The organism is Octadecabacter arcticus 238 (assembly GCF_000155735.2).
Classification (GTDB): domain Bacteria; phylum Pseudomonadota; class Alphaproteobacteria; order Rhodobacterales; family Rhodobacteraceae; genus Octadecabacter; species Octadecabacter arcticus.
The window spans coordinates 868,941-881,040 of the sequence record NC_020908.1; the positions used below are offsets into that span (position 1 = coordinate 868,941).

Annotated in this window: 11 protein-coding genes and 3 pseudogenes; 8 read left to right on the forward strand and 6 right to left on the reverse strand. The window is 54.6% G+C overall.

Annotation, left to right across the window (positions count from 1 at the left end):
• Positions 1-57 precede the first annotated feature (57 nt).
• The 6 genes and pseudogenes from OA238_RS04515 to OA238_RS29700 form a co-directional block, all read left to right on the forward strand.
• Positions 58-921 (forward strand): branched-chain amino acid ABC transporter permease, encoded by an 864-nt coding sequence (locus OA238_RS04515; protein WP_015494268.1) that lies wholly within the window; start codon positions 58-60, stop codon positions 919-921.
• Complete coding sequence (locus tag OA238_RS04520) at positions 918-1,841, forward strand: branched-chain amino acid ABC transporter permease (RefSeq protein WP_015494269.1); 924 nt, start codon at positions 918-920, stop codon at positions 1,839-1,841. Before OA238_RS04515 ends, OA238_RS04520 begins: the two co-directional genes overlap by 4 nt.
• Positions 1,838-2,611: an ABC transporter ATP-binding protein gene (locus OA238_RS04525; protein ID WP_015494270.1), complete on the forward strand. Its 774-nt coding sequence runs from the start codon at positions 1,838-1,840 to the stop codon at positions 2,609-2,611. Before OA238_RS04520 ends, OA238_RS04525 begins: the two co-directional genes overlap by 4 nt.
• Entirely contained in the window at positions 2,601-3,305 is a 705-nt protein-coding gene (locus OA238_RS04530) for an ABC transporter ATP-binding protein (RefSeq protein ID WP_015494271.1), read from the forward strand. The genes OA238_RS04525 and OA238_RS04530 overlap by 11 nt, the downstream gene beginning before the upstream one ends.
• A gap of 46 nt (positions 3,306-3,351) precedes the next feature.
• Complete coding sequence (locus OA238_RS04535; protein WP_015494272.1) at positions 3,352-4,563, forward strand: ABC transporter substrate-binding protein; 1,212 nt, start codon at positions 3,352-3,354, stop codon at positions 4,561-4,563.
• A gap of 145 nt (positions 4,564-4,708) precedes the next feature.
• A pseudogene (locus OA238_RS29700) lies at positions 4,709-5,198 on the forward strand (IS6 family transposase); the annotation flags it as partial.
• Between the two features lie 156 nt (positions 5,199-5,354).
• Here the strand turns inward: OA238_RS29700 and OA238_RS34925 are convergent.
• Positions 5,355-5,495, reverse strand: a pseudogene (locus OA238_RS34925) (Tn3 family transposase); the annotation flags it as partial.
• A 143-nt stretch (positions 5,496-5,638) separates the two neighbouring features.
• On the opposite strand from OA238_RS34925, the gene OA238_RS04545 reads away from it, so the two are divergent.
• Positions 5,639-6,655: a Fe(3+) ABC transporter substrate-binding protein gene (locus OA238_RS04545; RefSeq protein WP_015494273.1), complete on the forward strand. Its 1,017-nt coding sequence runs from the start codon at positions 5,639-5,641 to the stop codon at positions 6,653-6,655.
• Positions 6,656-6,876: 221 nt separating this feature from the next.
• Here the strand turns inward: OA238_RS04545 and OA238_RS29710 are convergent.
• A pseudogene (locus tag OA238_RS29710) lies at positions 6,877-7,110 on the reverse strand (transposase domain-containing protein); the annotation flags it as partial.
• A gap of 274 nt (positions 7,111-7,384) precedes the next feature.
• Here OA238_RS29710 and OA238_RS04555 point away from each other — a divergent pair.
• Positions 7,385-7,717 carry a GYD domain-containing protein gene (locus OA238_RS04555; RefSeq protein WP_015494274.1) on the forward strand — a complete coding sequence of 111 codons (333 nt, stop codon included), beginning with the start codon at positions 7,385-7,387 and terminating at the stop codon, positions 7,715-7,717.
• A 1,101-nt stretch (positions 7,718-8,818) separates the two neighbouring features.
• Here the strand turns inward: OA238_RS04555 and istB are convergent.
• The 4 genes from istB to OA238_RS04575 form a co-directional block, all read right to left on the reverse strand.
• Positions 8,819-9,583: an IS21-like element helper ATPase IstB gene (gene istB, locus OA238_RS04560; protein ID WP_015494275.1), complete on the reverse strand. Its 765-nt coding sequence runs from the start codon at positions 9,581-9,583 to the stop codon at positions 8,819-8,821.
• Positions 9,580-11,067 (reverse strand): IS21 family transposase, encoded by a 1,488-nt coding sequence (gene istA / locus OA238_RS04565; RefSeq protein ID WP_044036292.1) that lies wholly within the window; start codon positions 11,065-11,067, stop codon positions 9,580-9,582. The genes istB and istA overlap by 4 nt, the downstream gene beginning before the upstream one ends.
• Before the next feature lie 115 nt (positions 11,068-11,182).
• A complete protein-coding gene (locus OA238_RS04570) occupies positions 11,183-11,563 on the reverse strand; it encodes a hypothetical protein (protein ID WP_044036294.1) in 381 nt (126 codons plus the stop codon).
• Positions 11,564-11,874: 311 nt separating this feature from the next.
• Complete coding sequence (locus OA238_RS04575) at positions 11,875-12,078, reverse strand: hypothetical protein (protein ID WP_144055832.1); 204 nt, start codon at positions 12,076-12,078, stop codon at positions 11,875-11,877.
• Positions 12,079-12,100 lie beyond the last annotated feature (22 nt).

Here is a 12,100-nt window from a genome sequence, read left to right on the forward strand (position 1 = left end):
GCCGTGCCGGCCGGATGCGGTTGGTCGTAAGGCCGGTCAGATCGAAAAGGTGCAGCCATGACGCTTTTTTTGCAGTTTGTTCTGACGGGCGTCGTGACAGGGTCTTTTCTGATCCTTGCCACGATCGGTTTTTCGTTCACCCGCCGTGTCGAGGGGTTCCTGAACATCGCGCACCCTGAATTATTGGGTGTGTCAGCCTTTACCACGTGGGGTTTGAACGTGATGCTTGGGTGGCACATCGTCCCATCTGCTGTGGTTGGGATTATTTTTACGGCGTTTGTCGGATTGATTATCGGGCGCGTCGTCTACGACCCGATCCGCACGCTTGGCCCGGCCATCTTGCTGATCACGTCCGTTGGTGTGCATTACGTCCTCGGCGGGTCTGTAGATGCCCTCGTCGGCACCGGTATTCGCAGCTTGGACATTCCGCTTGCCGAAAGTTACCGGTTCTGGGGGCTGCGGATCACCAATTACCAATTGCTTGTCATTGTCTTTGCGGCCCTCGCGACGACGGGCCTTGCCTTGTTTCTTAACAAAACTCCGATGGGTCTTGCTATCCGTGCGATGTCCGCGAATCCCGAACTTGCGGCATCACGCGGGATCGATGTCAAATCCACCTCGCGCATCACATGGCTTATTTCGTCGGGACTTGCAGGTCTTGCCGGTGTCATGCTTGCGGTCATTGCGACGCTGTCCACGGATATCGCGTTCCATCAGATCCTACAGATACTAGCGGTCGCAATTCTTGCGGGGCTCGGCTCACTTTATGCAGTTGTGGCCGCCGGGTTGATCATTGGCATAGCAATGGATGTATCCGTCTTCTGGATACCCGCAGGCTATCGCCCTCTTGTCGCGTTCAGCGTCGTCATTCTGGTGCTGATGTTCCGCCCAGAGGGTCTTGCAGGGAAGAAGTCACGATGACCATTTATCCACTCGTCCTCGCGACGCTGACCTTTGGTGCCGTTTTTTCGGTTCTGACGCTGTCGCTTAATCTCCAGTATGCCCGTGGTGGTATGATCAACTTCGGGACCGTGGCCTACTTTGCGGCCGGTGCCTACGCCTACGCGATTTTTACGCAGGAACCGCCGAGCGGTCTTGACCAGTACTGGTTCGGCTTCGATTTGCCGTGGTATATCGGGCTTCTGGCAGCCGGTGTTGCGTCGCTGCTGTTTGCGCTGATCACCGGTTGGCCGACGTTGCGGTTGCGCGGTGAATACCTTGCATTGACGACGTTTGCCTTTGCTGAGGTTTTTCATTCGGTTCTGTTGAACGAACGTCGGATCGGCAACGGCAGCGTTGGCCTTGCTAACGTTGAACGCCCCGACCCGACGACACTGGGTCTGAACGATACCGTCGGATACGCACTTGCGGCCGTGATATTGATGCTGGTGACGGCGTATGTGTTCAACCGCCTGTTGAAATCGCCGTTTGGTCGCGCCATTGATGCTGTGCATGACGATGAAATCGCGGCGCAGGCGGTGGGCAAAGATGATGCCCGCATTCGTCTTCAGGTGTTCATCATCTCTGCCGTTCCGATCGGTTTTGCCGGCGCACTTTACGCGATGATTACAACGTTGGTGGCACCGGCATTGTTTACGGCCGAAGTGACATTTTTCGTCTGGATCGCGCTCGCACTCGGTGGCGAAAAGACGATCATCGGCGCGATTCTAGGGGCAATGGCACTGGTACTGTTTCAGGAAATCGTCGGGGCGATCCCGTTCGAAACTGTCCGAGCCGCCCAGATCGCGTCATCCGTCGAAGAAATTGTAACCGGTATTCTCTTCATCATCGTCTTGCGGCTGCGGCCCTGGGAAAAACTAGCAAAAAGGGCGGCGGCATGAACGATATCATCCTGAGCGTCGAAAACGCAGTCATGGACTTTGGGGGTTTTCGGGCCGTCGGCGGCGATCACGGCCTAAGCTTTAAGGTCAATCGTGGTGGACTTCTTGGCCTCATCGGCCCCAACGGTGCCGGTAAATCCACGACATTCAATCTCATCTCCGGCGTGTTGAAACCGACGAAAGGTCGTGTGGAAATGGACGGCATCGAATTGTCAACTCTCAAGGCGGCGGACATTGCGGCTAAGGGGCTTGGCCGCACGTTCCAGACGCCGCGTGCCTTTCCCTCCCTTAGCGTCATCGACAATGTTCTCGTCGGCGCCGATCATCCCGAAGAAGGGCCGATCGCCGCACTTTTGGGTCGCTGGCGCGGTCCGGACAAGGCGCTGCGCCAACAGGCGGAACATGCCCTTGAACGTGTCGGGCTGGCCGACCGGTTGCACGATTCCGTTGCAAATCTGTCAGGTGGCGAACTTCGGATGCTCGAAGTGGCAAGACAGCTGAACCGTAACCCTCGCATCTTGTTGCTGGACGAACCCACCGCGGGCGTCGATCCCAACCTGCAGGTGAAACTGGCGGAAATTTTGACGCAGCTGCATGCAGAGGGCACGACCCTGATCGTCGTAGAACACAATCTGGCATTTCTGCTTAACCTTGCGGACAGAATCGTCGTTCTTCAGAACGGTGCGTTGCTGGCCGAGGGCGACCCGGATTCCATCCGCCGCGACCCGGCGGTCATTTCAGCCTACCTTGGAGCCGAACATGAAACTTGACGTCAGTGGACTGCACAGCGGCTACGGCAAAGTCACAATTCTGCACGGATTGAATTTTGTCGCTGAAGCAGGCGAGATCACATGTGTTCTGGGCCCCAACGGCGCCGGTAAAAGCACATTGATGAAAACCATTGCGGGTCATTTGCCGGTGGACCGCGGCGATATTGCACTCGACGGGGTGTCGATTGCGAAACTGAATGCGTTGCAAACCACACGGACCGGCATTGCTTATGTTCCACAAGAACAAAACACGTTCGTGGAAATGACGGTGCGCGATAACCTGTTGGCCTCGGCGCTCAGCTTTTCTGACACCGGCGCGCGGATCGACAACACCTACGAACGGTTTCCGATCCTGAAAGAACGGTCGAACCAGCTGGCGTCAACATTGTCAGGCGGCGAACGTCAGACGCTGGCAGTCGCGAATGCGCTGATCGGTGCGCCCAAACTGCTGATCCTCGACGAACCCACAGCCGGGCTTGCCCCGATCTTTGTCGACCGGATTGTTGACTGGATTTGTGAACTGGCCGAGTCCGGTATCACCGTGATCTGGGTCGTCGAGCAGAACCCTGAAAAAATTCTAAAAATATCGCGGACCACCTGGATGATCGATGCCGGGCGTAACCGCGAAACCCTGCCAAGCGCGGACTTGCTGCAACCTGGCAGGCTCGAAGAGATGCTTTTGCAATCTCACTAACTGGAATCCGGCATCACCGGCACAAACCCCAACAAGGAGAATTAAAATGAAGAGCCTTTCAAAGAATTTACGGAATATGACCGCCATCGTCGCGGTCGCTGCCATCGCGGCACCATCGTTTGCTGCAGCCGACGTCACCGTTGGCGTGCTTGTGCCACTGACAGGTGAACTTGGCGAATTCGGCGCTATCGTTGCCGGGGCCGTCGAAGTCGGCGTCAACGAAATCAATGCAGCCGGCGGCACGTCCTGTGGTATGATGCGCACCGTGGTCGCCGATACCGGCGGCAGCGCAGAAAAAGGTATCCGCGAGGCCAACAACATGATCGATACCGAAGGCGCAGTCGCGATCCTTGGACCAACATCCGGCGTTATGGTCGCACTTGTCGATCTGGCGCAGCGCCGTCAGACGCCGATCATTTCACCATATGCGGGCACGATCACGCTGAACGATCTGGGTGGTGATTATGTGTATCGGACCGTCGGGTCCGATCTTGGCGACGGCGCTGCGGCTGGCCTTTGGTTGGCCGAAAAAGGCTATCAGTCTGTCGCGATGCTGGTACAGAACGAAGAATCCACAATTTCGCCTGCGCAGGTCGCGCGCGCCGCTCTCGAAGAGGCCGGAATCGAAGTCACTGACTATGTGATCTACAATCCGGGTCAGCCATCCTATCAGGCTGAATTGATTTCGGTTCTCGCAAACAATCCCGACGCCATTTATTTGGCTGGTGGTCAGGAATCCGGTGTCACCGTTCTAAAAGAAGCCGCCGTCGGTGGTTTTGAGGGTGAGTGGCTTTTGACAGCCGACCTTGCCGTGCCACAGGTTTTTGAAACCGTCGATACGCGTATCCTTAATGGCCGCGCGTATGTCGAACTTGCGGAACCTGACAATTCGTTGCCAGCCTATCAGGCCTTTGCCGAAAAAATGATGGCTGAAACCGGCAAAGAACCGGGTCCGTTCGCTGCCAACTCTTATGATATGGCAATGCTGGTCGCGCTGGCGATCGAAGGATCTGCCGATTGTTCCGGCGAAGCGATCAATTCGGCCATCCGTGGCGTGACCGAGGGTGGTGAATTGGTGTCAGACTTCGCGACTGCGCGTGATATGATTGCAGCGGGCACCGACATCGACTTTGAAGGTGCGTCCGGCCCGCTGACGATGGACGAAAGTGGTACACCTGCCGGTTCGTTCCTGATCATGCGCGCTGAAGACGGTGCTTGGGTGTCTGAAAAGTTCTACCCTGCTTCATCATTTGAGTAAAATTTACTTTCGAGGCCTGTCTTTTGGGGCGGGCCTCGCCAGTTGGTAGTCGTGTTGTAATGATAGGGTGCACTCCTATGCTCGTCGAGGGGCACTGTCAGAGCTGACTTGTTTAGGCGGACAGGGCGAGAATTTAGCTTCGGGAATGACAAACCGTTCACCCTTTTCGCTATTTCAAGAGGTGCCCGGAGATCATCCGCTTAGCAGTGATGATGTATGTCCGTTTCCCGTTATTGCTTCGGAATGTGGAGGATCTGTTGCACGAACGCGGGATCGACATCAGCCACAAAACTGAGCGGCGTTGGTGGAACAGATTTGGCCCGCTGATTGCCGCTGAGATCCGCAAGTAAAGGGTCAGCCAGATGCGCGCATATTCAAATTGGCAGTGGCACTTGGATGAGGTGTTCGTGAAGATTAACGGCGAGACGCACTACCTTTGGCGGGCTGTGGATCACGAAGGGGAAGTCCTGGAAAGCTTTGTCACAAAGCGCCGTGATCGCAAGGCAGCCTACGAATTCCTAAAGAAAACCGTGAAACGCCATAGTCGCGCACATATCTTCGTCACCGATAACCTCCGTTCCTATGGTGCGGTGATGAAGGTGATCGGCAGTGCTGATCGGCAAGAAACCGGGCGCTAGCTTAATAACAGGGCGGAGAATTCACACCAGCCATTGAGCCCCATTAAAAATGGGGTATTATCGAACCACTGGCGCAATCATTGGCAACTCCGTAAAAATGGTGCGAATGCGCAGCGGACACGCGCGCTCAAGGTCATGTAGGAACAGTCTTCGAACACTGATGGCGGCAAGAAGGTTCAGACCTGCCATGCGGTAGTGTTGTCCTTCCGTAGTTTAATTTCGTATTTCCCCCTGCTGCCCAATGCGCAGGGCGTTCTTCAGCGCATGATGGGCCTCGCCTTTATTCAAGCCTATTAACCACTTGGGGCGTAAAACAGAGCGCTGGTCGAGCGCTGTGAGTAGGCGGATTAATTCCGATCAATTCAGTCAGGATTGCTTGACGGACTGGCAAGGTGTCGGTATCTGAGTAAAAAAGTCGGATATAAAGGATCGACAAAATGACCACTAGAACCATCACTCTCGCAACACTTCTACTATGCACCGCCGCGCCAGCCTTCGCCGATGGGGAGCTGAACCTATACTCATCGCGCCATTACGATACCGACGAACGCCTGTATTCCAATTTTGAGGACGCAACTGGCATCAAAATCAATCGCATCGAAGGCAACGCAGATGAATTGATTGCACGGATGGAGGCAGAAGGTGTGAATTCACCTGCTGACGTGCTTTTGACTGTCGATACATCGCGGCTTGAACGGGCGAAGAATGCGGCTGTGTTGCAATCCATCGATAGTGAGATCCTCGAGGACCGTATTCCAGCGAACCTGCAGGACAGCGACAATCAATGGTACGGATTTTCGCAACGCGCACGGATCATTTTCTATAATAAGACCAATGTTGAAAATCCGCCAATGACATATATCGCGCTTGCCGACCCTGCATACGAAGGCTTGGTTTGTCACCGATCATCGACCAACGTATATTCTCAAACACTTTTAGCCAGCGTGATCGAAAACCATGGTGAAGCAGCAGCGCGCGACTGGGCTCAGGGCATTGTGAACAATTTTGCACGCGATCCACAAGGCGGCGATACTGACCAGTTGCGCGGCATCGTGTCGGGAGAGTGTGATATTTCGATTTCGAACACCTACTATTTCGCTCGTGCGATCCGGACCAACGTCGATGGCCTGCCTGCCGACGCCCGCGAAAATATTGGTTGGGTCTTTCCATCGCAAGATGCCGAAGGCGCCCACATGAACCTGTCTGGTGGCGGCGTGGCGGCGTACGCACCGAACCGCGACAATGCGATCGCATTCCTTGAATACCTCGCGTCAGATCAGGCGCAGCAGTATTTTTCGGCTGGTAACGACGAATATCCAGCGGTTATTGGCGTTGAATTATCTCCCTCGGTTCAGGCTTTAGGTGAATTTATCGGTGATACTGTCAATTTAAGTGAAGTCGCGAAGAATTTGCCGCTTGCCCAAGAGATATTTAACGAGGTTGGTTGGAAATAGCTCAAGGAAATTCGCAAAAAGGGGGGGCAGCCTAGGTTGCGCCCCTTTTTTATGCCCTGTGTGACGCGACCTGACGGCACAGCAAGATCACAGGTAATAACCCAATGGCCCCGATCAGAAGGCTTGGCACTGCCGCGCCGTTAAGCCGCTCGTCAGAGGCCAGTCGAAATGCCTGAACCGCCAATGTGTCATAATTAAACGGGGGCATGATCTAAGCGGTATCAGGCCTGTTTGTCAAAGTTCCAGGGCATGAGTTCGTCGATGCGGGCGGCTGGATGTCCTGCTGCGATGGCTTCGAGCGTTGCCTTGAGATAAGCGTATGGTTCGACGTTGTTGAGCTTGCAGGTCTCGATAAGAGACGCGATGCGGGCCCAGGTTCTGCCACCTTCGTCATGCCCCGCGAACAGGGCGTTTTTGCGATTGAGGGCAATTGGGCGAATGGCGCGTTCGACAATTCAGCAATCTGCCCGAAGTGCATGATAACGCTAGCTGCCCAAAGAAAGCGGCTAGGCAACTCTGTCCGTAATGCTGCAAAACGTGGCCGCATGACAAAGGTGACGCGCATTCGCGGTTTCAGCTCTGATCCGCCCATATTCGAGCGCCCTGACGACCGCAGTCGAGGCTGGGAGAGCAAAACACTTGATCTGGCAGCAAGATCAGACAAAAATTACGCCTAGTGGCAGGCCACTTGGGGAATGTCGCAACAACCAACTCTGAGGGAGATAAACAATGTCAATGTATCTGTTTCAACTTTCCTATACTTCGGAAGCCGCCAAAGCGATGATCACCAGCCCAAGCGACCGCAAGGCCGCAGCGGCCAGTCTTATCAATGCGCTCGGCGGTAAGCTGCATGAAATGTATTTCAGTTTTGGCGACTATGACGCCGTTTGTTTGATTGAAGGGCCCGATGACAAAATGATGGCCGCAGGGGCCATGGCGGTTGGGGCGTCCGGGTCAATTTCAAAGGCCCATACGACCAAACTGATGTCGGTTGATGACTCGATGGCGGCAATGGCGAAGGCCGGTAAAGCCGTCGGTGCATATAAGCCGCCAGTTGGCTGATTGTGACCAAAGGATGCGCGGTGGCCGCGCATCCGATTTGGGGTGGCATTGGGAGAGCCGGTGTGAAGTTTGGGCGGCTGGGCGGATAAACAAGAGATGTTTAATCAGACAAGAATACGCTAGTGTAGACTGGCGGTAGAAAGCATCATGGCAATAGGCCAGAGGCCGATCACACTGCCCCTTCAACGATAAGAGGGCTTGAAGGCATCAACGTGCTCTTCCTGCCCGATGCCACCAACTGCACAAAGGGGACCCCCATGCAAAGCGCAGCTAAGGTGCACTTTGCCCTCAAAGTGTGTGATGACACGAACGGCCCTAACCAGACATTGAGCATGGTACAAAACCAACCATTTGCGTTCTTCAAAGCGGCCTTTCGTGCATCGCGCAGCATTACCTGTATGCTTGTGCGGTCGACCTGCTAACCTTTTGGGACGAAACTTAACGCTCAAACGATCACGCGCTAAAACGAAAGTGTTAAATACGTTCTTGAAATTGGAGAAACAGCAGAACCCAACAATCTCGAAAGCAGTGTGCAAAGCGACTACTACGATTGATATTCACCATCACTCTCAATGCCGCCGAATAACTCTTTCTACTGACATAATGCTGTCGCTCTGGTTTTTGAGTACTGTCGGAAAGTCGTAGTAGTCAGGTACAACGTCCATTTTGTGCCAGCACTCCTCCAGATAATCAATAAATGCGACGACTTTATTATACCTCGCTTCTATTTGGAACGAAGGTGCTAACTTGGTTACTAATGCCCGAGCATCATCCGCAAAGATTGGTGTATCAGATGATACAGCGTCCAGAAATTGGAATGTTCCAACCCAATATCGAGAATGATAAACTCCTATCGAAGTGGCTCTAAAATGATAATTGTCAGGGTCTTCTGAAGCCGGAACAACAATTTCGCGGAAATGAGAGTACGGTGTCAACGGCAGAGTAAAAGTGAGCCAAAGGTCAGCGCAAAATGTTGCCACTTTGGGGTTGGGACAATCAGCGTATAGACGAGCGCCAGCATCCGGGCAGCTGCGCTTGTCATATAGCTGGCGTTTGCCCGGATGCTTTGGCCCGTCAGGGCCAATCTATGCTGATTGAGGTTCAGGTTTTGGGCGTTGCCTGACGCGCCTTACTCTGACCAAGGCGGTAGCTTTCGCCATTCATCTCTAGGATGTTGACGTGGTGGGTCAGGCGGTCGAGGAGTGCGCCTGTCAGGCGTTCTGACCCAAATGTTTCTGTCCATTCGTCGAATGGCAGGTTGCTTGTGATTAGCGTGGATCCGCGCTCGTAGCGTTGGGAGATCAATTCAAACAGCAGCTCAGCGCCGGTTTTGCTCAGTGGCACAAAGCCCAACTCGTCGATGATCAGCAGCTTGTAACCCACCATCTGCTTTTGAAGCCGTAGCAGTCTGCGTTCGTCTCTGGCCTCCATCAGCTCATGGACGAGTGCGGCGGCGGTGACAAATCCAACGGACATGCCTTTCTGGCATGCTGATAGGCCAAGGCCCAAGGCGACATGGGTCTTGCCGGTGCCCGAGGGGCCAAGCGAGATGACATTCTCACGCCGTTCGATCCATTCGCAACGCGCCAACTCCAGCACCTGCATCTTGTTCAGGGCGGGGATCGCCTTGAAATCGAAGCTGTCCAGACTTTTAACGGCTGGGAACTTTGCGGCTTTGATCCTGCGCTCGATCATCCTGCGTTCCCGGTCAATCATCTCCAGTTCGATTAGACGTGCAAGGAATTGCACATGGTCCAGTCCCTCAGCTGCGGCTTGCTTGGCCAGTTTGCTGTATTCCCGCAGAACGGTCGGCAGCCGCAGCGATTTGAGGCGGTGGTCCAGAAGGATTTGGGGAGCTTCAGTCATGCTGATTGCCCCCGCATCAAGGACATGTAACTGGCTGCAGATGTTGTGCCGACATTGGCCTTGGGCAGATAGGGATAGACATCCAGATCCAGCTTGGGTGGCCGCTGCTCGACTTGGCAAAGCACAAGATGTTTGACGGCATCAAAGCCAATTGCGCCCATGCGCAGCGCGTTTTTGATGGCGATGTGCAGGTCCCCCATCTCGAAGGTCTCCAGCAGCCGCAAGACCTGTACATACTCACGCCGCCCCGCCTTGATCATTCGGGCTTCCATCAAGCGGCGCAGGGTCGCAAATTCGTCCGGCAAGTCCCAGCCCGCCAAAGGGGCGGCTTGATCCAATGCGCCCGCCTTCTGCTCCAGCAGGGGCAAGTAGTGGATCGGGTCAAAGACCATGTCTTCGCGGTCCCAGCACCTTGGGTGGCGGGCAATGACGTCGCCACCACAGCCAATCACAACCTGATCGACATAGCCGCGTAGCCAGACGTCACGATGGCCATAGGCAACCGGAACGGAATAATCGTTGGTTTTATAGCGCACCAATGCTTGCGAGTTCACTTGGCCGCTGGCCTGATCACAGGCATCGAACGGAGATGCTGGCAGATCCATCATGGCCTCAAGATCGCGGGCCAAGCGTTGCCCGATGCTGTCGCTATGCCCGCGCAAGACATCGTTCTGGCGCTTGCGGCATTGCTCTTCCAGCCAAAGATTGAATGCCTCCCACGTGGCAAAATGAGGGATGGGCACCATGAAGTTGCGCCGGGCATATCCGACCAGACCCTCAACGGCGCCTTTATCGTTGCCCTTGCCCGGGCGACCATAACGATCCTGGATGAAGTAATGCGACAGAAACCCGCTGAACAGTTTGGTCCGCTTGCGTGAACCGTCTGGCAGGATCTTCGCAACAAGGCACCGGTCGTTGTCGTAGAGAACCGACTGCGGCACCCGCCCGAAGAAGGCAAAGGCATGGACATGGCCATCAACCCAGGCCTCGGAGACCGCTGCAGGATAAGCACGCACAAAGCATGCGTCGCTGTAGGGCAGATCCAGTGCAAAGAAATGTGCCTTCTGCTCCACACCGCCGATCACGACCATCGCTTCGCCAAAATCCGCCTGAGCGTGGCCAGGCGCATGTGCCAGTGGGACAAACATCTCTCGATGGTGGCGGCCATGTTCCCGGACATAGTTCTTGACCGTGGTTTGCCCGCCTCGAAATTGATGCTCGTCCCGCAGACGTTCAAAAATGCGCTTGGCCGTGTGGCGTTGCTTACGGTTCCGGCTGAGATCGTCTTGCAGCCATTGATCAATGAAGCCGGTAAAGCCATCAAGCTTGGGCCGCTTGATCTTCGCAGTTCGTTGATATCCGGGCGGAACCGAAAAGCTCATCATCTTCTTCACGCTCGCGCGCGATATCCCAAAATGAACGGCTGCTGCTCGTTCACTCATGCCACCTCGACGTGCGAGGCGGACCTTTCTGTAAAGTTCCACGCTGAAAATACCCCCGCCCTCCCTGAAAACAGAAAAGACTAAAGTGGCAAAGTTTTACTTTGCCTGCAGCAAGATAATCCTGCCACTTCCGTGGCTCACTTTTGCACTGCCGTTCTCACGAGCAATAGCCAACTACTTGCTTTGCCGCAGCTGTGAGATTCTTGGAGCTCGCCAATAATGGCGACATTTTACGGACAACAGCACGCTTTCCGGTCGGCAGATCGCCAAAGCTGACCGCTTCTCGTTTGACCTCAAGAACAGCCTTGTTGTTGCTGCCAAGCATGTAGTCTGCCCGACCGCCGTCACCGTCAGGAAACTCGACCTCAAGATAAGTATTTTGCCACCCAAGGCACTCTTTAAGAAGCCTATCTACGAAGTGAAATCGATTGGACGCTTCACTCCACTCTGAACTTCCTGCTGGCCGAGCTTCGAGCATCGCCTTGAGCGCAGCAAGGCCTTGGGTCATTTCGTATGGAGCTTGCATCGGTTCAGTCATAGAGAGTTCAATCTCCTAATTTTCAACGCAAAACCGTGAACTTGGTTTGGTTACAAACATAATGCGCGAGTGTTCGGCAAATTGTCTAGCGTCCATCGACGCGATCAGTGGTTTCCAATGAGCGCAAGCGGCCTGGTCAAATGCCGAATATCCACTTTGATATACATAGACTGCTAGTCAGACCACTGAAATACCTCTGAGAGACACAAACATGCGATTAAAAAGGCGCGCGTCTGCTTCATCCTCTGGATCGTAAAAGTTCGCGCTTGCAGCGAAGGTCCGCAATCCGCCCTTACCTACCAACCTGTCACTCAGTCTAGAAACCAACGCATCGGATCTGCCGCGTAAAGGCGAAGACTGTCGTCCCAGGGGTGGATCCAATATTCGTGAGTGCGCTCGCCGGGGACGATGCCGTGTGTCGCGGCTGGAGGTAGTGCGCGGCCAATCAACCCGGTTTTCCAGAATGTCTGGCCGTCTGGCGTGGTGATCGTGTCGGGCATGTCTTCATTCTTCATGGTGCCAGCGTCGCTTCGTTTG

Excerpts from the sequence above, each read along its gene's own strand:
- OA238_RS04575 (WP_144055832.1), bottom strand. The coding sequence starts at position 12,078 with ATGAAGAATGAAGACATGCCCGACACGATCACCACGCCAGACGGCCAG.
- OA238_RS04530 (WP_015494271.1), top strand. The coding sequence starts at position 2,601 with ATGAAACTTGACGTCAGTGGACTGCACAGCGGCTACGGCAAAGTCACA.
- istB (WP_015494275.1), bottom strand. The coding sequence starts at position 9,583 with ATGACTGAAGCTCCCCAAATCCTTCTGGACCACCGCCTCAAATCGCTG.
- OA238_RS04520 (WP_015494269.1), top strand. The coding sequence starts at position 918 with ATGACCATTTATCCACTCGTCCTCGCGACGCTGACCTTTGGTGCCGTT.
- OA238_RS04525 (WP_015494270.1), top strand. The coding sequence starts at position 1,838 with ATGAACGATATCATCCTGAGCGTCGAAAACGCAGTCATGGACTTTGGG.
- OA238_RS04535 (WP_015494272.1), top strand. The coding sequence starts at position 3,352 with ATGAAGAGCCTTTCAAAGAATTTACGGAATATGACCGCCATCGTCGCG.
- OA238_RS04515 (WP_015494268.1), top strand. The coding sequence starts at position 58 with ATGACGCTTTTTTTGCAGTTTGTTCTGACGGGCGTCGTGACAGGGTCT.
- OA238_RS04570 (WP_044036294.1), bottom strand. The coding sequence starts at position 11,563 with ATGACTGAACCGATGCAAGCTCCATACGAAATGACCCAAGGCCTTGCT.
- OA238_RS04555 (WP_015494274.1), top strand. The coding sequence starts at position 7,385 with ATGTCAATGTATCTGTTTCAACTTTCCTATACTTCGGAAGCCGCCAAA.
- OA238_RS04545 (WP_015494273.1), top strand. The coding sequence starts at position 5,639 with ATGACCACTAGAACCATCACTCTCGCAACACTTCTACTATGCACCGCC.